Raw genomic sequence first — 21,607 nt, 5'->3', positions numbered from 1 at the left:
TCACCAGCTTCACGGCTTCGTCTTTGTACTCAGGAGTGAACTCCCGACGTGTGTTTCCCATGTGAACATTCTCTCTTGTGAGGTGTCCAGTCAACGGGGGCAGGGCCACGCTGACCTTCGCAGGCGATGGGTGCCACGATCCCGCGCTGTTGCGCACGCACCTGGGTGAGTTCTTCCGTTCACTGCGCTCCTCGTTGGGTGGCAAGCCGTTGCCGTACGTCTGGGTTCCGGAGTGGCACAAGTCCGGCCATGGCCTGCACGCGCACTTCGCCGTGGGCCGGTACATCAAGAGGTCGCTGATCGATGCCGCGTGGGGGCATGGATTCGTGCACATCAAGTTGCTCGCGGACTTGCCGGTTGGCTCGGGGTCTCTTACGGAGGCACGGCGGGTAGCAGGCTACTTGTCCAAGTACGTGGCGAAGACGTTTACGGATCTGGATGCCCGCGTGTTGGGTCTGCACCGGTATGACGTAGCCCAAGGCTTCAAGCCGGAGGTGTTGTCGCTGTCGGGCACTACTGCGGGCGATGTGTTGGCGCAGGCTTCGGACTTGTTCTCGTCGGCTCCGGTGCATCAGTGGTCGTCGACGGAAAATGAGGACTGGAAGGGTCCGCCCGCTGTATGGGCGCAGTGGGGTCGATGATGGGCATCGATCAGGTTACGGTGCGGGTGTGGCTCGAGGCGTCATGCCGGGCTCAGGGTGTGCCCGTTGGGGTGACGAATCCCGCTGTGGTTGCCCTTGTTGGCGTGCTGATGAGGAAGGGGGTGCAGCGGGACGGGCGCGGAGCGCCGGACGCGGCACGCCGTCTCTCACAGCTGCCAGCTGGGGACGACACGGGACGGGTCGACCGTTCGAGCGCCTAAGACGCCGGGAAGAATCGTCACGAAGTCCAGCACGGCCCGGACGATCGCTACCTGTCGGTCGAGGTTCAGGCCGTCCCAACCCGCTGCCAGTTCCTCACCATGACCGACCAGACCATCGAGAGCATTCGTGCCCGCGATTTGATCGAGCTGTCGCTGTGCGTTTTCGACTCGTGCTTCGAGCGGTGTCCGTGCGGCCTTCCATTCTGGTCGGGAAATCTCTCCCGCTGCCCACATCTCGGACAACTCGGTCATTTTCGACTGAGCGCTTTGCAACTCAGCCAAAAGGGCCGCTTGGCGTTCGTCAGCTGCGGCCCGTCCGGATAGGGCGTCGCCCATTACCGGTGTGTCCAGGCGCATCAGCACGGCGCTGGCGATCAGTTCCTCCACGGGCTGCGCGACAACGGTAAGCCGCCCGCAACCGCGGTGATCCGGGCCGGACAAGCACACGTACCGGCGGCGGTCGGCACGGGCCGCGCTGTAGAGCGGGGCACCGCACTTTCCACAACGCAGTATTCCGGACAAGAGATACCGGCGCGGAGCACGCCTTCCGGAGCTCTTCTTCGTCTCGAACATTGCCAGAATCTGGTGGTGTTTCGCTTCGCTGACGAGGGCCGGCCACGCAGCCGGCCCCGCCGCCTCGCCGTGATGATCCCGCAGGCCGGCAATGCGTCCGGAGCGGAGAATTCCGCGGAGAGTAGTGGTGCGCCAGTTCACGCCTCCCGCAGCCGTCGGGATCTCCTGCTCGTTCATCCAGGCTGCTAAAGACCGCACCGACTCGCCCGCAAGGAAACGGTCCACAATTTCGCGCACGACCTCGGCCTCGGATTCTCGAATGGTCACCTTGTCCCGATCGTATCCAAATGGGCGTTGTGCACCGCCGTTGGGTTTGCCCTGTTCCACGTTCTGCTGGATTTTGCGGTTGATCCGAGCGGACTTGCGTGCGGACTCGTTCGCGGCGACGGCGGCTGTGATTCGGGCGATGAGCATGCCGTTGTCGTTGCCGAAGTTGATATCCGAGGTGACCGTGGCCAACTGCTCGACACCTGCAGTGTCGCAAAGATCGACAAACTGTTCCCATTCCATTGGGCGGCGGGTCAGACGGTCCTGGTGATAGGCGATCACGGCGTCGCGGCGGCCGCCAGCGATGTCGGCGAGCATGCGCGCGTACTCCGGGCGCGCCTTGCCTCGATATGCCGAGATATCGTTGTCGACGTACTCCTCGGCGATCGTCCAGCCACGCTCCGCGGCAAGCTTCCGACAGTCTTCGAGTTGGCGTTGAACTCCGAGTCCCTCGCCCGTCTGGTCGGAGGAAATACGTGCATACACAGCCGCAGCCGTCACTGTCTTCATAGGGGTCACATTAGCGTTGTGTGGACAACGCCGTCCTGATCTGTAACGCCGGGCATGCGAGCATCGAGACCTCCGGCTGGGACATTGACATGAGAGACGGCCGCCCCTGGGTTCGCGGACCCCTCATCTTCGACCCCACTCAAACCTGGCGCCCCGCCGGACAAAACCGTGCCGCCACCCCGGCCGAGAAACCCAACTGGGAAAAGTAGGCCCGCGCGGTCGCGTGCGCGGCCAACGGGATGGCCGGGCTGAGCAGACAGCCAGCGCAGGGCTATGGCGGCCTCGACCCGGTTGTCGAGCCTGTCGAGAGACGACCGACGGAATGGTGGCGTTGTCGAGATTGGTAAGTTTCGTGACTGTGGCGGTTTCGGCAGCCTCGGAGAGTGGAAGGGCGCCGTTGTCGAGACCGGCCGAATCTTCGGCTTCTCACATCGCTCGCTCACGTCTGGCGGGCGCACTCTGCCCTCCAATACCAAAGGCCGCAAGCCCCCACCCGAGAGAGTGAAGGCTTGCGGCCTGTGTGGTGCGGTCTGGCTACTCGCCGAGCAGGGCCAGCATGCTCGCGATCGTGTCTTCGAGCTTCGCGTCGGCGGTGCCATAGTCGGCGAAGTTACCGGCGGCGAGTGCGGCCGCCTTTTCTGCCAGCGCCGTCTTGGCGACGGCGAGCAGCGACTTGAGCTCGGCATCCGTTGTGGCATCGCCGGTCGACCCGGTCGGTACGTCGGTGCTGCCGCCGGTCGAACCGTCGGTGCTCGGGTCGGTGGAGCCACCGTTATTCGTGGTGGCATCTTCGGGCACGTCGGTATCACCAGCGGTGGCACCAGAGTCACCGCCGAACAGCACATCGAGGGCGCCGTCGAGGGTGTCCTCGAACGCGATCTGGTCACCGAAAGCCACAAGCACCTTCTGCAGCAGCGGATAGCTGGTCTCACCCGTGGACTGCACGTAAACCGGCTGCACGTAGAGCAGCCCGCCACCAACCGGAAGGGTCAGCAGGTTACCGTTCAACACGGTCGACGAGCCCTGACGCAGCAGGTTGAGCTCGGTCGACACTGTCGGGTCGGCGTTGAACACGTTCTGCACCTGACCGGGGCCAGGTACCGTGCCGTCCTTGGGCAGGTTGAGCAGCCTCAGCTGGCCATAGCCATCCGCTCTGACGCCGTCTACCGATCCGGCGTCTGCGTCTACAGCGAGGTAACCGTAGAGCACGTTACGGCTGGATTCACCCGTCGCTTCCGGCTGGAAAGTGGAGTACAGCGAGAACGACGGCTGGTCCGAGCCGGGTACCTGCATGGTGAGGTAGTACGGCGGCTGCAGCGTCGGGTTGGTCGCCGGCGAGTCAGGGTCGTTGGGCGAGATCCAGGCGTCGTCCTTCGAGTAGAACGAACCGGGGTCGGTCACGTGGTACTGACCAAGAATGGAACGCTGCACCTTGAACAGATCGGCCGGGTAGCGCACATGGCTCATCAGGTCCCCACTCATCTCGCTCATCGGCTTGAGCGACGACGGGAAGATCTTCTGCCAGGTCTGCAGCAGCGGCTCCTCGTCGTCCCAGGCGTAGAGGGTGACCTCGCCGCTGTAGGCGTCGACGGTGGCCTTGACCGAGTTGCGCATGTAGTTGATGCTGTCCAGCGCATACGGCTGGGCCGGTGTCTGCGTGTCGGCGATGGCCTCACTGAGGCTCACCGGGGTGGAATAGGGGTAATCCGCCGAGGTGGTGTAGCCGTCAACAATCCACATAACCCGACCGTCAACGACCGAGGGGTAAGCGTCGGAGTCGAGCGTCAGGTACGGCGCGACTTTCTGCACGCGGGTGACCGGGTCACGGTCGTAGAGAATCTCCGACTTGTCGTTGACCGAGGCGGCGAGGAAGATCTGCTCCGACTGGAATTTCAGCGCGTAGATCAGCTTTTTGAACGCATTGTCCAGTTTCGGTCCGCCGTCTCCGGAGAACGTCGTGTAGGTCTGGCCAGCGCCCTCTTCACCCGACGGATAGTCGAGCTCGATCGGGTTGGCGCCCTCTTCGTCACCGACGATGGAGTATTCGGGCGAGGTCTCACCAAAGTAGATGCGCGGTTCGAACTTGCCGAGCGCACCGCTGGTGGGAATGCCGGATTCCAGGAACACCGGCTGGCCGTCGACCGAGCGCTGGTTGCCGTACGCGGCGACCATGCCATAGCCGTGGGTATAAACGGTCTTCGAGTTGACCCAGGTGTTACCGGTGTTCAAGCCGTCAATATTCAGGTCACGCACGGCGACGACGGTGTCCTGCGAAGTACCGTCGATCACGTAGCGGTCAACGTCGAGGTTGTCCGGGAACTGGTAGTACTGGCGGAACTGCTCGAGCTGGCCGAAGGAGTCACTCACCAGGGCCGGGTCAAGAATACGAATGTTGGCAGTGGTCGCGGCGTCGGCGCGCAGCGCGCCCGGCTCGGCGGTGGTCTTCGCGTCGTAGGCAATTTCCTCGATGTCCGCGACGCCGTAGGCATCCCGGGTGAGGTCGATATTGCGTTCGATATATTCGGCCTCGAGTGCCTTCGCGCTCGGCTCCACCTGGAAGCGCTCCACGACCCACGGGTACAGCGAACCGATGAGCAGGCTCGACACGATAAGCAGCGCCGTGCCGATGACCGGCAGACGCCAGCGGCCGATGATGGCCGTCAGAATGAAGAGCAGGGCGACGACGGCGGCAATGCCGGCAAGGATCGCGCGACCAGGAATGGTCGCGTTGACGTCGGTATAGCCGGCGCCGGTGATCAAGGCGTTGTTGTTGGTCAGGGTGGAGTACTGGTCGAACCAGATACTCACGGCCTGCAGCAGCAGATAGAGGGCTGCGGTGATGGCGATCTGCACGCGCGCGGCCTTGGAGATGAGCACTTCACGCCCGGACACCCGAATGGATCCGTACAGGTAGCTGGTCGCGACCGAGACGAGCGCCGAAATCAGCACAACAGCGGATGCGAAGGCGAGCACGGCTTGGTAGAACGGCAGGTCCATCAGATAGAAGGAGATGTCGAAGTTGAACTGCGGGTCAACCCGCCCGGTTTCGGTGCGGTTGAGCCACATGAGCACGGTCTGCCAGCGGGTGGCAGCGGCCACACCGGCAAACAGCCCGAGGAGGGCCGGGATGCCATACATCGCGAGGCGACGCAGCGGCTCGATGACCTGCTGGTAGCGATCAAGCTGCGAGTTGAGCTTCGCGTAGACCGGGCGCAGACGGTAGGCCAGCTGAATACTCACCCAGACCGGAACGGCCATCGTGACGAAGCCGATCAAAAACAGCACGGTGCCGGCGATCCATTGGGTGGTCAGAACGTTGACGAACCCCAGCTGGTCGAACCACAGCACATCGGTATACAGTCCGGCGAAGATAAAGAACAGGATCACCAACCCTGCGATAATGGCTGCGGTAATTGCTAGCGGGGCTCGGCTGCGCCGTGGGACGTTGTCGGCTGATGATGAAGTCACGAATTGGCCTCTTGCGCTCAGTTATTAGATACAGGGTGATCATTTGCTGCAGGATCAGGGTCTGCCACCATCATACTTTGGCGGCCCTGAGAGAGTCATCACTACTGCTCGTTCGCCAAAGGTCAACTGGCCGGGCAGCTCGGCAGGTCGCTCGTGTCGGCACCGGTCTTGATCGCGTCGAGCGCGTCGAGCGCTTCGTCGAGGGTGGCGACTGAGAACACGGTCAGGCCGTCGGGGATATTTCCGGTTACCTCGCCGCAATTCTCGGCGGGAGCGAGAAACCAGGTCGCGCCGCTCTCGAGCGCGCCATAGAGCTTCTGCTGGATGCCGCCGATCGGGCCGATCGCGCCGGATTGGTCGATGGTTCCGGTGCCGGCCACGTTCTCGCCGCCCTGCAGCTCGCCGGGAGTCAGCTTGTCGATGATTCCGAGGGCAAACATCATGCCGGCGCTCGGGCCGCCGACCTTGTCGAGCTGGATCTGCACCTCGAACGGAAATTCGTAGGCGACCGACACGTTCACACCGGCCACGATCGTGCCGTTGTTGTCGATCGGGGTGACCTCGACGGTCCGGGCAAGGCCGCCCCGCACGATGTCGATGCTCGCCGCGGTCTCGGCACCGTTGTCCTGCAAAGCCGCGCGCAGTTCGGCGACATTGGCCACCGCGGTACCGTTCACGGCGGTCACTTCATCGTCGGGTTCGATCACGCCCGCGGCCGGAGAACCGTCGGGCAGGCTCACCACCGACACCGTCGTGGGGTAGTCGTAGCCGAGGTGGGTGAGGGCGGCGGCGATGGCATCCTGTTGGGAATTAATCATGTCGGCGCTGCTGCGAGCGTCGCGCTGCTCGGTGCTGACATTGTCGGGAAAAACCTGGTCAATGGGGAGGACGGCCTCGCTCGGGTCGAGCCAGGCACCGGCCACGGCGAGCCAGCTCGGCCGGTCTTCCCGGTTACCGAAGAGCGACACGGTGAGCAGATCGAGGGTGCCGCCGGTCGGGTAGACGGTCTCGTCGGGGATGGTGATGAGAGCGGTTTCGACGTCGTCGTAGGTGGCGGTGCCGAGGGTGTTGAACACCGGACCCGGCTTCTCGATCACGTAGGGCGCCGGCATGATGCCGAGAATCACTCCGGCGACGAGGGCGATCAGCAGTGCCGTCCAACCGAGGGACGGGCCAGAGCGTCCGGCACGTCGAGGTGCCGGTGCATTGGTGAAGAGCGCCATCGTGGTCCTTTGAGTGTTGATTCGTGCCAGGTTGCGGGTCGTGTTCGCGACGGGCGCACAGCAAGCCATTCAGCCTAGGATGTTTCCCAGCCCCGAGCGGGCTACTCGCACTAGCGTAGAAGTATGCGACTGAGAGGGGCCTGAAGTGGCCGACGACTCCCTACCCCCGAACGATCAGAACCCGAACAATCAGAATCCCGGCGAACCCAGCGACGAGTTTCGTGACATGCTGCGCGACATTCTGAGCGGCAAGAGCGGCATCGACCCGAGCCAGCTCGCCGGCGCTGCCGGTCTGCCCAACGACCCGGCCAGCGTCGCCGCGCTCATGCAGCAGCTGCAGGGCGCCATGAACTCCCAGGGCACCGGCGTCGACTGGAAGATCGCCCTCACCCAGGGTGAACAGCGAGCAGCCACCGGTCAGCTCAGCGCGACCGATGAACAGCAGACCCAGCTGCGCCAGGCCTTTCACATTGCGGCCCTCTGGCTCGATGACGTCATTACCGTGGCCGAACTCACCGTCGAACCGCGCCTGATGACCCGCCGCGAATGGGTCACCGTGACCATGCCGCTCTGGACCCAGCTCGCCGAACCCGTCGCCACGAGCATCTCCGACTCCCTCACCCGGGTCTTCGCCGAACAGGTTCCCGAAGAGATGCAGGGCATGGTCGCCAACGCGAGCCAGCTCGTGCGCAGCATCGGCGGCACCCTGTTCGCCATGCAACTCGGCCAGGTCGTCGGCCAGCTGGCGAGCGAGGTCGTCAGCGGCGGCGATGTCGGCATTCCGCTGCTCGGTGAGCAGCAGGCCGCCCTGCTCCCCCAGAACGTTGCCGACTTCGGAGCCGGCATCGACGTTCCGGCCGACCAGGTGCAGATCTACCTCGCCGTGCGCGAGATCGCCCACGCGCGACTGTTCCGCCACGCCCGCTGGCTGCGCCTGCACCTGACCAGCGCGGTCACCGCCTATGCACGCGGCATCAGCATCGACTCCAGCCGGCTCGAAGACTTGGCCGGAAGTTTCGACCCGTCCAACCCCGAAGACCTGCGCCAGGCGATGGTAGACGGTTCCCTCATTCAGCAGAAGTCCGAGTCGCAGCTTGCTGCTCTGTCCCGCCTAGAAACGATGCTCGCCCTGGTTGAGGGCTGGGTCGACGTCGTCACCGCTCGTGCCACGATTCGACTTCCCAAAGCGGATGCCATCGCCGAGACGGTCAAACGCCGCCGGGCCTCAGGCGGTCCGGCGGAGTCCGCTTTCGCGACCCTGGTCGGTCTCGAACTGCGTCCGCGCCGGCTGCGGGAGGCCGCAGCGATGTGGCAGGCCGTGACGGATGCCGTTGGCAATGAGGCGCGCGACGCGCTCTGGTCGCACCCCGACCTGTTGCCCACTTCGGAAGACATCGACGATCCCCAGCCGCTGATCATTCGGCTGACCAGCGCAGCCCGCGGGGGCCCCGAGGTGCTCGACGACGTCGACCAGGCTCTCGAAGACCTGCTGCGCGACGACGGAGCCGAGCGCCCGCACGAGGAGTAGCGGCGCGCAACGTTGCCGCAACCTGTGCCGATCTACCGTCGTTCAACGGACGAAATGTCCCAAACGAAGGAGTTTGGCAATGACGATAACGGAGACCACCACCGGCGCGACGGACGAGTTCAAGGCGCGCTACGAATCCACCCGGGTGCCAACGACCATGCACGCGGCCGTCGTGCACGAGTTCGGCCAGGGCCTCACCATTGACGAAGTGCCCGTTCCGACCCCCGGCCCCGGCCAGGCCCTGGTCAAACTGATCAGCAGCGGAGTTTGCCACACCGATCTGCACGCTGTGGAAGGCGACTGGCCGGTTAAGCCGAGCCCACCATTCATTCCGGGCCATGAAGGGGTCGGCGAAGTCGTCGCCCTCGGTGACGGCGTCAAGGACCTCGACATCGGCGACCTGGTCGGTAACGCCTGGCTCTGGAGCGCCTGCGGCAGCTGCCAGTATTGCCGCACCGGCTGGGAAACCCTGTGCGAAGCGCAGCAGAACGGCGGCTACAGCGTGGACGGTTCGTTCGGGCAGTACATGCTCGTCGACGCCCGCTTCGCCGTGCGCATTCCCCACGGCGCCGACCCGATCGAGATCGCCCCGGTGCTGTGCGCTGGCGTCACCGTCTACAAGGGCCTCAAAATGACCGAGGCCCGCCCGGGCCAGTGGGTCGTCATCTCCGGCATCGGCGGCCTCGGCCACATCGCCGTGCAGTACGCCAAGGCGATGGGGCTGCGCATCGCGGCCGTCGATATCGCCGACGACAAGCTCGCCCTGGCCCGCAAGCATGGCGCCGAGCTCGTAATCAATGCGCTGGACGAAGACCCGGTCGCCGCCATTCAAAAAGCCACCGGTGGTGTGCACGGCGTGCTCGTGACCGCCGTACACCCGGCCGCATTCGGCCAGGCCATCGGCATGACCCGCCGTGGCGGCACCATCGTCTTCAACGGTCTGCCGCCGGGAGACTTCCCCGCCCCGATCTTCGACATCGTGCTCAAGGGCCTCACCATTCGCGGCTCCATCGTGGGCACCCGCCAGGACATGGAGGAAGCCCTGCAGTTCTACGCGCGCGGCCAGATCCACCCCACGGTCTCTGAGCGCCGCATCGACGAGGTCAACGAGGTGCTCGACGAGATGAAGCACGGCAAGATCGACGGTCGCGTCGTCATCCGCTACTGAAGACACCTGACGGTGCGGGCCGCGTGACCACCGAATCCCAATATTCGGTGGAAGCGGGCCCGCACCCGTCTGTGGATAACTTTTACGCGCGACCGCCAGACGCGTCATCATGTCGGCATGGCCCTCAGACTGAATCCGCGGTATCCGCTGGTGTGGCGCACACCGAATTGCGTGCAGCTCGGCATCGACCAAGCCATTGTCACGATCGGCGGGTTGACGCCCGCTCACGAGGCTGTGCTGTCCGCGCTTTCTGCGGGGGTGCATCGATCAGGCGCGATGCTACTCGGAACGGCCGCCGGGGCATCCGCTGTCGAAGTGACGCACCTGCTCGACCTGCTCGAACCGGCACTGTTGTACGTGCCAGACGATGCGCCGGCACCGGTAACCCCGCTGCCCCGCACCGTGCTGGTTGACGGCCACGGACCGACCGCGACCCGGCTGCGCGCGCTGCTGGCCAACCTCGGAATCGAGGAGCCGGCTTCCGGAGACGACCCCGAGCTGGCCGTGTTGATCGGCCAGTACGTCTTCGCGCCTGAACGGCACGGGCATTGGCTGCGCCGCGATATTCCGCACCTGCCGGTGGTCTTCAGCGACAGCGCCGCGCGGGTGGGTCCGCTCGTCGAACCCGGCCGCGGACCCTGCCTGACCTGTCTGGAGCTCGCCCACGTCGACACGGATCCGTCCTGGCCCGCCATGGCCTGTCAGCTCGTGCTGCGCGAGGCCCCAAGCGAAACTCCGCGGCTGAGCTTCGAGCTCGCCGCCCGGGTGGCCGGACTCGTTCAGGATCGCCTGGAAACAGGCCGATCCGTGTTGTTCACCCGGTCAGTGCGCCTGGACGCGCGGGGCGGTGCGGTCACGGGCTCCGTACACCGGCTGCACGAGCGGTGCGGCTGCCAAGCTCTTCCAGAAAACGCGAGCGTTCGCGAGCTGCCCGCGCCTGTGCCCCAGAGGATGACCAGCTCAGCGCGAGTCGCTTCCGGGCGCGGGTGATGCCGACGTAGAGCAGCCGGCGTTCCTCGTCGATCTGCTCGAACGTGCTCGCATAGCTGATCGGCACCAGGCCCTCGCTCAGGCCGACCACGAACACCGCGTCCCACTCAAGGCCCTTGGCGGAGTGCATCGTGGCGAGCGTCACGGCCGACACCGTCGGTTCGTGCTGGCCGGCCTGACGTTCCATCAGCTCGTCGGTGAACTGTCGGAACGTGGTTCCGGCAGCGGCCTGGTCGACCAGGCCCATCAGTGCGTTGAGCGATTCCCACCGCGCCTGCACGGCGCCGCGGGTCTCCGGGGCGGTCTGGCTCCAGCCCAGCGACCGCAGCACGTCACTGACCGATTTGAACAGTGGTTCCCCAATGATTGAAACGGATGCCGCCCGCAGGCTCATCACCGCCTGCTTCACCTCTGGGAGGTCGAAGAACCGTTTGGCACCGCGAATCTGGTAGCTCACCCCCACCTCGGTCAGAGCCGTTTCGAGCAGCGCGGCCTGCACGTTGACTCGGAACAAGATGGCCACGTCTTCGGGTTTGGTGCCAGCCGAGATGAGCTGCAGAATCTGCTCGGCCACGCCGCGGGCCTCGGCCATGTCCGAGGCGTAGCCGCGCACCGTTGGGTCGGGGCCGCTATCGGTCTGGGCAGCCTGCAGGGTCAGGGCGCCGGACCGGCCACGCATCAGCTGGTTCGCGGTGGCGACGATCGGCGCGGTCGAGCGATAGTTCTGTTCGAGCCGCACCACGGTGGCGTCTTCGTAGTGCTTCGGAAAGTCCAGCAGGTAGTCGCTGCGAGCACCGGCGAAGGAGTAAATGGTCTGGCTCGCGTCGCCGACGACGCAGAGATCGCGGCGGTCGCCAAGCCAGAGGGCGAGCAGGTCGTGTTGCAGCGGCGAGACGTCCTGGTATTCGTCGACGACGAAGAACCGGTACTGCTCGCGCACCTGCAGGGCCACGGAGGGTTCGGCCTCGATCATGCCGGCCATGGCGAGCAGGACGTCTTCGAAGTCGATCTGCTTGCGATCGTCTTTGAGCTTCTCGTAGGTCTGCTGCAGGGCGACGACCTGGTCGACGTCGAGTCGGCCCGGCAGGCTGCGGCGGGCTATGCCAGCCGCGTACTGCTCGATACTCAGGCCGCTGGTTTTGCGCCATTCCACCTCGGCGGCGAGGTCGCGAAGCGTGGCGGTGTCGAGTTTGAGGTGCAGAGCCACGGCGGCGTGCCCGAGAATGCGGCCCTTGCCGTCGAGGATGCGCGGCGCCTGCCCGCCGACGACGTGCGGCCAGAAGTAGTTCAGCTGGGACAGCGCTGCGGCGTGAAAGGTGCGCGCAGCCACTCCCCCGGCGCCGAGCTGACGCAGGCGCCCGCGCAGTTCGGCGGCCGAACGGCTCGTGAAGGTGAGCGCCATGACCCGGTTGGGGGCGTAGGCGCCGGTCAGCACGCCGAGCGCGATGCGGTGGGTAATGGCGCGCGTCTTGCCGGTTCCGGCGCCGGCAAGCATACAGACCGGACCGATCAGCGCCTCGGCGGCAATGCGCTGCTGTTCATCGAGGCCTTGGAGCAGCGAGTCGGCGGTGGCCGTCACGGACGAATCAATTCCGTCGCGGCGGGCAACGGCGCGCCGAGCCAACGCTCGATCATGGCGTGCGCGATAGAGGACGGGCCGGGCAGCAGCATCCACTCACCGGCATCGAGCAGGTCTTTTCGGCTGAACCAGCGCAGCGCGAGAATCTCGGCGCCGTCGGGCAGCAGCTCATGGGCCGCCTGGTCGTCGGCGAGGCGCGCGGTGAAGCCACACATGACCGAGGCCGGGAACGGCCACGGCTGGGAACCGACGTAGGCCGGATCGGTCACGCGCAGACCGGATTCTTCGAACATTTCGCGGATCACGGCCGTTTCGAGGGCCTCGCCGGGCTCGACGAATCCGGCCAGGAGCGAGTACCGGTTGTTCTCCCACATGGCGTTGGAGCCGAGCAGAATGCGGTCGTCGGAGTCGGTGATAAGCACGATGACGGCCGGGTCGGTGCGCGGAAAGACCTGGCTGTTGTCGACCGGGCAACGGCGTACCCAGCCACCTTCCTCGACCAGGGTGGCGGTGCCGCAGCGCGGGCAGTGGCCGTGCGAAGCGTGCCAGTTGAGCACGCCGAGGGCCTCGGTGAACAGGCCAGCGTCACGGTCATCGAGCACGGTCGCAACGGTGCGCAGGCCCACCCAGCGACTCTCGTCGGGCTCCAGCCGGGCTGCAGCGTCATCATCGAGCTGCACGGCAACGATGCGGGTACCGGCCGTCTCGGGCAGGTCGGCGGGCAAAGACCGGCCGAGGTAGACCCGCAGGCCGGCATTGTGCAGACTCGTGGGCGGCAGCAGGGCGAGGTGCACACCGGTGTTGGCCGGGTCGATGCTGGCCGGGTCGATGCTGGCCGGGTCGATGCTGGCCGGGTCGATGCTGGCAGCATCGTGCGGCGCGAGCAGAATTTTGCCGTGCCAGACGGGCAGAACGCGGGTGGCGGCATCCGCCCAGAGCTGGTCGAACAGGTCCGGCAGGCCGCGGGTGAGGTGGTCACGGTCGACCGCCTGGCGAGACAGCGGCAACCGCGTCGTGAAAGTGAACGACATGGTATATCTCCGAGCTCTGCAAGAACGTGGGTGGAGGCGTGGCGAATAACCGCCAGACCGCAAGTCGATCTAACCTAGTAGGCATGGCCAGAACTCAACTCACTCTAGCCGCGTTAGCCACCTCCGCTGTTCCGGGGCTCGACGTGGCCTACGCCCGCAAGCACAGTGCCGGCGCGCACGGACTCTTCGACTCGGCGCTCGTCATCGACAAGGCCGGTCGGGCGCTCATTATTCGCGTTCCCACCAGTCAGTCGGCCGAAACCGAGCAGTCCGCGGACCTCGTGGCGCTGCGCGCGCTCACCACGGGCAATCGCAGCCGGCTGCCGTTCGACGTGCCCGAGTATGTCGGCCAGACGCCGATTCAGGGCACCCGTGCTGTGGTCTATGAACTGCTGGCTGGTGACAGTTTTGATGCGGATGCCCTCACCGGGCATGAGGGCGTCGCCGGGTCGATCGGGCGCGCGATCGCCGCCATACACTCGTTGCCGAGCGCCTTCATCGGCACCGCCGGGCTGCCGCAGCAGAGCGCCGAACAGTGCCGCAAGGACGCCATCGACCTGATCGATCGAGCCGCGGGCACCGGCTACCTGCCCGCCGCGTTGCTGCGCCGCTGGGAGCAGGCCACCGACGACGAGGCCCTGTGGCAGTTCGCGCCGGCCGTGGTGCACGGGTCGATGTCGGCCGATTCCATTCTGATCACCGACGACGCCGTGTCGGGGATTCTCGGCTGGTCCGGGCTGGCCGTCGGCGACCCGGCGCGCGACCTGCACTGGCTACTCGCCGCGCGCGGTGACGCCGCCGAACTGGCCATCGACGCCTATTCCAGCGCCCGCCAGGGCAGCGACACGCACATCACCCAGCGCGCCATGCTCTATGCCGAGCTGGAACTGGCCCGTTGGCTGCTGCACGGCTCCAGCAGCCACGACCAATCCATCGTCGATGACGCCGTCGCCATGCTCGACGGCCTGGTCGACACGGTGCACAGCCACACCCAGCAGCCGCTCTCCCCCGAAACCGGCCCGATCATGAGCGTCGGCGACGTGGAGAATATGCTCGACCACATGCCGCGCGCCGCCCGCGATTACGACCAGCACGCGGCGATGCACACCGACAGCTACAACTTTTCGGGACTAACCGTCGATTCTGATTCTGATTCTGACGATTCCAGCACCGGGGCCATCGCCCCTGACCAGGCCGCCAAAAGGTCAGCCTCCGAGTAGAGCCGCTCGGGGGCGACGACGGTGTCGTCGGCGACGAAGTAGAAGACGGCGTCGACGATGCTCGGATCGATCCCCTTCCAGCGGGCGTAGGCGAGCCGGTACAGCGCAAGCTGAGTCTGCTTGAGTTCCAGGTCTGCAGCGCTCTTGGGTGCCCGCCCGGTTTTCCAGTCGACGACCTGGTAGCCGGTTTCGGTGCGGTAGACGGCGTCGAGCTTGCAGACGAAAACCTGCCCGGCGAGCACATGGTGAATTTCAATCTCCACGTCGACGGGTTTTCGCTCGGCCCATTCGGAGCGTTCGAAGGTGGCCTGGAGAACCGCGAACTGCTCTTGCTCCGGCACGTCAAGCTGCTCGAGTGTGCCGGTGCCCTGGTCTTCGTCTGCCAGATCGAGGTCAAACAGGCTGGCATCGACGCGGTCGGTGCCGGTGGCTCCTCCCGCCCGACGCTCGACCCAGGAATGGAACAGCGTGCCGAGCCGAGTGGCCCGGTACGGACGCTGCGGCATCGGGCGGCGCAGCTCCGCCGCGACACCGGCTGGATCGTCGACGTAGTCCTTGAACCGGGAGGCCGGGATGCGGGTGGGCACCGGGGCGCCCTCGCCGCCGGTCAGGCGCAGGGCTCGCTCCGTAAGCAGCAGGGTGACGGCGTGCGACCAGCGAGTGGGGACATCCGCTTCGCTCGCGCTCACCCTCGCTGCGGCAGCCTCGACCAGCGCCCGTCGGCCGCCGAGTGGGTCGAACGGCCACAGTTCGGTGCCACTGGACGCCGAGGCGGGTTTCTCAGACTCGGCGGGCGCGTCGGGGATCTTAGCGATCAGCCCGGCCAGGGCGAGTTCCGTGAGGTAACGGCTGGGCTTGCGAGCGGTGACTCCGGGGCCCCAGAATGAGCCGGTCAACAGCAGTTCGCGCTTGGCGCGGGTGGTCGCGACGTAGATGAGGCGGCGCTCCTCGTCGTCGTGCCGGTCGGCCAGCTCGGCCTTGTAGGCCTGGAACGCCAGGTCGAAGTCGAACTGGGTGTCGTGGCCGACGATATCGAGTTCGGGCAGCTCGGACCGGTCGCCGCGGAACGCATAGGGCAGTTCGCCGAACCGCAGCCATCCGCTCGTATCGCGAGAGGCGGCGGGCAGGCTCTTCTCGGTCAGGTTGGGAATGGCGACGAAATCCCATTCGAGGCCCTTGGCGCCGTGAACGGTCAGCAGCTGCACGGTGCCCTGCTCCGACAGTTCAGCGCGCGGGCCGAGATCGTCCTGCAGTTCGGCCCGTTTGAGCCAGCGCAGAAAGCTCGCCAGTGTGCCCTGCTCGTCGCTGTCGAGAAAGGCCGAGACGGTGTCGTGGAAGGAATACAGATTGGCCAGGCCGAGGTCGTTGGCCTCGTTCGCGATCAGCTCGACGTCGAGCCGAAATTCCTGCTCGATCAGGCGTACAAAGTCGAGCAGAGGCAGGCCTGCTCGGGAGCGCAGCCAGGCCAGCTGACGGCCGGCCGATTGCACCCGGGCCCGGCCGAGGTCGCTGAACCCGGCGAGCTGGCCGTGCGAGTCGGGCGCTGACCCGAGAAAATCGAGAGCATCCACGAGTGAGCTGCCCTCATCGCCGGCGACGGATGCCCGCAGCTTGCCGCGCAGATCGGCCGAGATCGCTTTCTGGGCCCAGTCATGCCCGGCCAGCCAGCGCGCCACGTCGGCGAGCGCCTGCAGGTCGCGCGCACCAACCCGGTAGCGGGCACCGCTGAGCAGACGCACGAGTTCGCTGCCGGCGGCGGGGTCGTGCACCACGCGCAGCACGCTCACAACGTCGGCGACCTCGGGGGTGGAGAGCAACCCACCGAGTCCGAGCACGTGGGCACGCACGCCGTGCGCCCGCAGTACCTCGGCGAAGTATTCCATCTCGCGGCGGGCCCGAAACAGCATCGCGCCGCTGTGTTCGCCGACCAGACGGGTGGCGAACCAGTCGGCGATGGCTCCGGCCTCCTCAGCGATGGTTTCAGCCATGAGCGCGTCGACCGCGCCGGGCCGGGTGCCGGCGGGAACCTTGAGCGTTTCGACCTGGATTCCGCCCGGTTTTGCGCGAAGCGCGGCGCTCAGCGGGGCGACGAGGGCGTTGGCAGCGTCGAGGACGAGCGCCGGGTTGCGCCAGGTGAAGGACAGCGACATGGTCGGGGCTGCTGCTGCTGGGCTGAAGTCTCCGGTGTTGAAGTCTCGGCCGAAGCCGAGCAGGTTTGCACTGCTGGCGCCGCGCCATCCGTAGATGGATTGGTGGGGATCACCGACGGCCATCACCGGGTGGTTGCGAAACAGGGTGTGCAGCAGCTCGGTTTGCAGGACCGAGGTGTCCTGGTATTCGTCGAGGAGCACCACGCGGTACTGGTCACGGTAGCGGTCGACGACGGCGTTGACCTTTTGGCAGACCTGCAGGGCCAGGGCTACTTGATCGGAGAACTCGATGAGTCCGAGGCGACGCTTCTCGCTGCTGTAGCGAGCGGCCAACTCGGCCAGCACCGGAAGCGGGGCGACCGCGGCCAGGGAGTCAGTGACCGACCCGTACGGTGTCTTCTTGCGCGGATTACCGTAGGGCAAATCGGGCAGGTAGCCGAAACTGTCGACCAGTGCCCTGAGGTCGTGGGAAGCTCCGGGCTGACCAAGGTGAACGGCCGGCGGATTCTCGGCCAGGGCACGGCTGAGCTGCAGCACGGCATCGGTGACGAGGTCGAGGCTTTTGCCGAAGGGCACGAGCCGCCCGTCGCCGAAGTCGATGACGACGCGACGGGCCAGGAGCCAGGCGCTGGTTTCGCTCAGCAGCACCGACTCGGGTTCACGGCCGAGCAACAGGGCGTTGTCGGTGAACAGGCGGCTGGCGAAGGAGTTGTAGGTGGACACGCTCGGGGTGTTGAACAGGTCGGACGACTCGGCGGCCGTGCCATGGGCGGAGTCGGGGTCGGCGGCGATCGGCATGAGGCCGGCCGTTTCGAGATCGCTGATGCGTTTGTTGATGCGCTCACTGAGCTCGCCGGCGGCTTTGCGGGTGAAGGTGAGTCCGAGAATCTGGTCGGGGCGGGCGTGGCCGTTGGCGAGCAGCCAAAGCACCCGGTTGGCCATGGTCTCGGTCTTGCCGCTGCCGGCTCCGGCGACGACGAGGGTCGGCGTGAGCGGCGCTTCGATGACCGCCTGCTGCTCGATAGTCGGCGCAAACATGTTGAGCGCCGCCGCGATATCGAGGGCGGAGACCCCAGCGGTCGTGGAGACAACACTCATGAGCTGACCTGCTTGATGACGTGGATGCGGCAGGACCCGTGGGATCTGGGGTCGAGACAGTGCGAGGTGATTTCGGCGATGAAGGTGGCGCCGCCCATGCCGGCAGCGTCGTCACCGACGCGGGTGCGAAAGGCCTCGAGCTGCTCCGGAGTGAAAGCGGGCTGGGTGGGATTGCGATAGTTCTGCTTGACGGTACCCGAGGAGACGATGACCAATCGTGCACCGGCCAAGGCCATGTCCGAGGACACACCGTCGATGGCGCCTTCTTGAAAGGCCAGCTGGTAGGCGCCGAGCTGCGGATGCTCCGCGACTCCGGTATCGCTCGTCGCATCGCCCTTGCCCGTTTTGAGGTCGACGATCACAGCCCGGCCGTCGGCCTGGCGTTCGACTCGGTCGATGGTGCCCGACAGCACGGCACCGCTCACTTCGAGCTGAAAGGTGCCCTCGGCGCTCAATAGCTCTCCGCCGCCGTTCTCGAAATCCAGCAGGTAGGAGGCGAGCCGATCGGTGAGCTCCCTGGCTGCAACTTTCTGCACCCGGGACTGCCAGTCGGCGTCGAAGTCGAGCTCGTTCCAGCGGGCCTCCACCCCCTGCCACAAGGCTTCTGGGCGCCGATCGGTGGCGTCTTCCATGACCTTGTGGATGATCGTGCCGAGGTTGGCCGCGGTGTTGGAATCGCCGCCACCGACCTGACCGATCAGCCAGTGCAGCGGGCAGGTTTCAAAGGCTGCCATGCGCGACGGCGATACCCGCACCGGTTGGTCGCCGGCCTCCGGGTCGTTGAGTGGGCGCACGGTGCTCGGGTCGGCCAGGCCGTACCACTCGTCGGGCGAGGCACCTGGCACGTTTTCGTCGGCGAGCCGGGCAAGCGTGGCTGCGGCATCCGCTGCCCGGGTGGCGGAGTCGACCCGACCCGGCGAGTGGATGGCGCGGGTCAGGTCACGCCGCAGCCTTCCGGTCAGACCGCGAAGCGACACGGGGTAATGCGCGGGGTCGTCGGCGCCCAGAGCGGGAGCAGGCTGCGGCAACAGGCGAAAGAACACCGATGGTTCGTTCTCTTCGTTGTTGACGGCGGTGACGAGTAGTTCGGTCGTGGCCCGGCTGGCCGCCTGAGCAAACATGCGCAGTTCGTCGTGCAGCACCGCGGTGCGGGCGTCGGTACCGGATGCGTCTTGCCCGGAGGCGATGAGGGCGAGGTCGCCGGCGCCGAGCAGGGAGCCGCGAATGCGCAGGTCGGGCCAGACGTTGGCCTGTACACCGGCCAGCACGACGATGTCGAAGTCGCGCCCGATGGTGCCGCTCGGCGTGGACACGGTGACGGCCGCGCCGACGGCGCGCGGCGCCAGGGTGTCTTCGGGCACGTCGGTGTCGACGAGGTGTTCGAGGAACAAAACCGGCGGGGCCGACGGGGTTCGTTCGACGTAACGCTGGGCCGCGGAGAACAGGGCGACGACAGCATCGAGGTTGTGGTTGGCCTCGTCGGCGACGATTCCGGTGCCGGTGGATTGCTCCTTCCAATCACGGTCGAGACCGCTGCGCTGCCAGAGGCCCCAGAGCAGCTCTTCGATGGTCGCGCCGGCCGCGTACTCGATGGCGGCCTGGCGCAGGCTCGCTCCGCAACCGGCCGCACGGCGGGCGGTGCGGTTGTCGATGGTGGCGAGCAGCTCAGGGTCGTGCAGGGCGGCGACGAGCAGGTCATCGGCGCTGCGCGGGGTGGGGGTGTCGGTGGCCAGCTCCTGTTGACGCAACGCGGCGCGCAGCCGACGCAGGGTAATCGGGTCGAGGCCGCCGAGCGGACCGCGCAGCAACTCGATTGCGGCCTCGGGGGCGAGCGGTTTGCGGCCGAGGGTGACCTCGAGGGCGAGAATGAAGGCTTTCACCGCGTACTCGTCGCGGAGGGCCGTGCTCGCCGTGGACACCTGGGTCGGCACTTCGAGCGCGGCGAGCCCCTTGGAGATCGAGGGAACGAGTGATCCGGTGCGCACGATCACGGCCATGCGAGACCACGGAGTTTCGTCGATCACGTGGCGTTCGCGCAGCAGCCGGGCGATCACCGCGAGCTGGTCGGCCGGGCTGGTCGCGATGACGGTGTGCACGGACGGTTCGGGGACGGCGTCCGGCGCGGTCAGCGTCTTGGGCGCGGTCACGGCGCTCGGAGCCGAGAGCGCAGGATCATCGGAGCCGTCGACGGCAATCTCGCTCACCGCGTCGGGTTCGGCCTGCGCGCTGGCCGCCGCACGCTGGGTTCCGGCCGCGGCCGCGCCGATGCGACTCGTTATCTGCTGAATCACCTGACGGATGCCCGCGCCGTGTCGGTAGACGGTGCCGAGTACTATCGGCGGTGCGATCCCGCCGGACGGCGAAGCCGCCGCGGGGCCGGCCGATGACCCCACCGGCGCCCCGACCGGGCCCAGGCCGAGGTACTGACCGAGGCGACCGAGGGCATCCGGATGCGCACCGTGGAATGATCCGGTGCTGATATCCGGGTCGCCGACGGCGATGATCGCGACCCCGCGCGCCTGAAACTGGGCCAGCAGAGTGAGCGTGGCCTGGGTGACTTCCTGGGCATCGTCGAGCACGATCAGGCGCAGTCCGGCCAGGGTACCGAGCGTCGCCGCCCCGGCCGGGCCTACCTCGGCTCCGGCCACGATAGCCGCGGCATAGCGGGCCAGCTCGGTGGAGTCATACTGCCCGGGGCGGGCCTGGTCCTTGGCCTCCTCGTAACCGCGAATGAACTCGGCAGCGGCCACCCACTCCGGCCGCCCGAGGCCGAAACGCTCCAGCTGGTCCGGAGTGACGCCATATTCCACGGCGCGCATCATCAGATCGCGCAGTTCGGTACGAAATCCCCGCAACTGGCGTACGTCGGCGCCCAGGGTGTCTGGCCAGACCGGGCCGCTCGGCGCTCCGGCCGTCTCGTCGTCCAGGTGGCCCTGCAGCAGTTCGGCGATAATCTGGTCTTGCTCGCCGCCAGTGAGCAGGGTCGGAGTGGGCCCACCGCCCTGGGCGACCGCGGAGCGCACGATCTGAAAGGCCACGGAGTTGGCGCTGCGAGCGAGTGGCCCGTTGGTCGGCACGGCCAGGCGCAGCGCGATTCGGTCGCGCAGCGCGGTGGCACCGGCGCGCGTCGGCACCAACACCAGCACCGCGCTCGGCGAATACCCCCGGTTCAACACCCGGTCGGCGACGAGTTCGACGAGCGTATTGGTCTTGCCGGAGCCGGGCGCGCCGATAACGGCGGCGCTCACCGCGTCGGGGAGATCGAGAACAGCCTGCTGGTCGGCGTCGAGGTCGTGATTGGTCACATTTCAACGGTAACGGGTTGCGCCGACAGTGAAATCGGTCAGGGCGAGGGCGCGTTCTGTCGTAATCTGGGCGCAAGGCTACGAAAGGCAGTTCGGTGGATATTCGCATTGGTATTTTCAACTCTCCCCGTGAGATCGGTTTTGAGACTTCGCAGCCAGCGACCGAGATTGAGGAGACCGTTGCGGCGGCCCTCTCCGGTCAGACCGGCTATCTGAAGCTCAGCGACAGCAAGGGTCGCGTCTACATCGTTCCGACCGTGGGGCTCGCCTACGTCGAACTCGGCAGCGAAGAATCGCGCCGCGTCGGCTTCGTCGCCTAAAACGCCATGGAGCTGTTGTTCGTCGCGCTGTTCGGCACGCTCATCGGCCTCGGCGCACGGTATTTCCTGCCCGGACGCTCAACCCAGGGCTCGGTGCTGGTCCCCGCGATCGGAACGGCCGCGGCATCCTTGGTCTGGGTCGGGCTGACCTGGCTCGGCTGGAATTGGGCCGGGGGGTGGATCTGGTGGGTGTCTCTCGGTGCCGCCGTCGCTGCATCCGTTGTGCTGAATCTTATGATCAGCCGGCAACGCATTCATGCCGATCAGCGGATGCTGCAGGCCCTGGCCAAAACCGGCACGGCCTAATCTCACATT

The 21,607-nt window shown here is 66.4% G+C and carries 14 protein-coding genes; 7 read left to right on the top strand and 7 right to left on the bottom strand.

What is annotated here, in order from left to right; all coding sequences use genetic code 11:
- The first annotated feature begins 149 nt into the window (after window positions 1–149).
- Window positions 150–641, top strand: a complete 492-nt coding sequence (locus E3O45_RS01965) for a hypothetical protein (RefSeq protein ID WP_134441318.1) — start codon at window positions 150–152, stop codon at window positions 639–641.
- A 167-nt stretch (window positions 642–808) separates the two neighbouring features.
- On the opposite strand, the gene E3O45_RS01960 is transcribed toward E3O45_RS01965, so the two are convergent.
- Entirely contained in the window at window positions 809–2,212 is a 1,404-nt protein-coding gene (locus E3O45_RS01960; protein ID WP_134441317.1) for a recombinase family protein, read from the bottom strand.
- Window positions 2,213–2,232: 20 nt separating this feature from the next.
- Here E3O45_RS01960 and E3O45_RS01955 point away from each other — a divergent pair, with 20 nt between their 5' ends.
- Window positions 2,233–2,421 (top strand): hypothetical protein, encoded by a 189-nt coding sequence (locus E3O45_RS01955; protein ID WP_134441316.1) that lies wholly within the window; start codon window positions 2,233–2,235, stop codon window positions 2,419–2,421.
- A 325-nt stretch (window positions 2,422–2,746) separates the two neighbouring features.
- On the opposite strand, the gene E3O45_RS01950 is transcribed toward E3O45_RS01955, so the two are convergent.
- Together E3O45_RS01950 and E3O45_RS01945 are read right to left on the bottom strand one after the other, a co-directional pair.
- Window positions 2,747–5,680 carry a UPF0182 family protein gene (locus tag E3O45_RS01950; protein WP_174843039.1) on the bottom strand — a complete coding sequence of 978 codons (2,934 nt, stop codon included), beginning with the start codon at window positions 5,678–5,680 and terminating at the stop codon, window positions 2,747–2,749.
- Between the two features lie 122 nt (window positions 5,681–5,802).
- Window positions 5,803–6,903 carry a PDZ domain-containing protein gene (locus tag E3O45_RS01945; RefSeq protein WP_134441315.1) on the bottom strand — a complete coding sequence of 367 codons (1,101 nt, stop codon included), beginning with the start codon at window positions 6,901–6,903 and terminating at the stop codon, window positions 5,803–5,805.
- 226 nt (window positions 6,904–7,129) lie between these two features.
- On the opposite strand from E3O45_RS01945, the gene E3O45_RS01940 reads away from it, so the two are divergent.
- A complete protein-coding gene (locus tag E3O45_RS01940) occupies window positions 7,130–8,431 on the top strand; it encodes a zinc-dependent metalloprotease (RefSeq protein WP_134441325.1) in 1,302 nt (433 codons plus the stop codon).
- A 157-nt stretch (window positions 8,432–8,588) separates the two neighbouring features.
- Entirely contained in the window at window positions 8,589–9,599 is a 1,011-nt protein-coding gene (adhP, locus tag E3O45_RS01935; protein WP_134441323.1) for an alcohol dehydrogenase AdhP, read from the top strand.
- 853 nt (window positions 9,600–10,452) lie between these two features.
- Here adhP and E3O45_RS01930 read toward each other — a convergent pair.
- Window positions 10,453–12,168 carry an ATP-dependent helicase gene (locus tag E3O45_RS01930; protein WP_134441314.1) on the bottom strand — a complete coding sequence of 572 codons (1,716 nt, stop codon included), beginning with the start codon at window positions 12,166–12,168 and terminating at the stop codon, window positions 10,453–10,455.
- Entirely contained in the window at window positions 12,165–13,199 is a 1,035-nt protein-coding gene (nudC, locus tag E3O45_RS01925; protein WP_134441313.1) for an NAD(+) diphosphatase, read from the bottom strand. The genes E3O45_RS01930 and nudC overlap by 4 nt, the downstream gene beginning before the upstream one ends.
- Window positions 13,200–13,282: 83 nt before the next feature.
- On the opposite strand from nudC, the gene E3O45_RS01920 reads away from it, so the two are divergent.
- On the top strand, window positions 13,283–14,419 hold the full coding sequence (locus E3O45_RS01920; protein WP_134441312.1) for a phosphotransferase: 1,137 nt from the start codon (window positions 13,283–13,285) through the stop codon (window positions 14,417–14,419).
- On the opposite strand, the gene E3O45_RS01915 is transcribed toward E3O45_RS01920, so the two are convergent.
- Together E3O45_RS01915 and E3O45_RS01910 are read right to left on the bottom strand one after the other, a co-directional pair.
- A complete protein-coding gene (locus tag E3O45_RS01915; protein WP_134441311.1) occupies window positions 14,314–17,667 on the bottom strand; it encodes an ATP-dependent DNA helicase in 3,354 nt (1,117 codons plus the stop codon). The genes E3O45_RS01920 and E3O45_RS01915 overlap by 106 nt on opposite strands.
- Window positions 17,664–20,972, bottom strand: coding sequence for an ATP-dependent DNA helicase (locus E3O45_RS01910; protein WP_134441310.1), 3,309 nt, complete (start codon window positions 20,970–20,972; stop codon window positions 17,664–17,666). Before E3O45_RS01910 ends, E3O45_RS01915 begins: the two co-directional genes overlap by 4 nt.
- Before the next feature lie 95 nt (window positions 20,973–21,067).
- Between E3O45_RS01910 and E3O45_RS01905 the strand changes: the two genes are divergently transcribed.
- Window positions 21,068–21,292 (top strand): DUF3107 domain-containing protein, encoded by a 225-nt coding sequence (locus E3O45_RS01905; protein ID WP_092108379.1) that lies wholly within the window; start codon window positions 21,068–21,070, stop codon window positions 21,290–21,292.
- 6 nt (window positions 21,293–21,298) lie between these two features.
- The gene (locus E3O45_RS01900) at window positions 21,299–21,598 is read left to right on the top strand and encodes a hypothetical protein (protein ID WP_134441309.1); all 300 of its coding nucleotides are present in this window, start codon (window positions 21,299–21,301) and stop codon (window positions 21,596–21,598) included.
- The last annotated feature ends 9 nt before the right edge of the window (window positions 21,599–21,607 follow it).

The organism is Cryobacterium sp. TMS1-20-1, assembly GCF_004402355.1.
Taxonomy (GTDB): Bacteria; Actinomycetota; Actinomycetes; order Actinomycetales; family Microbacteriaceae; genus Cryobacterium; species Cryobacterium levicorallinum.
The sequence above is the reverse complement of the archived record's forward strand: the minus strand, read 5'-3'. Positions and strand labels throughout refer to the sequence as shown.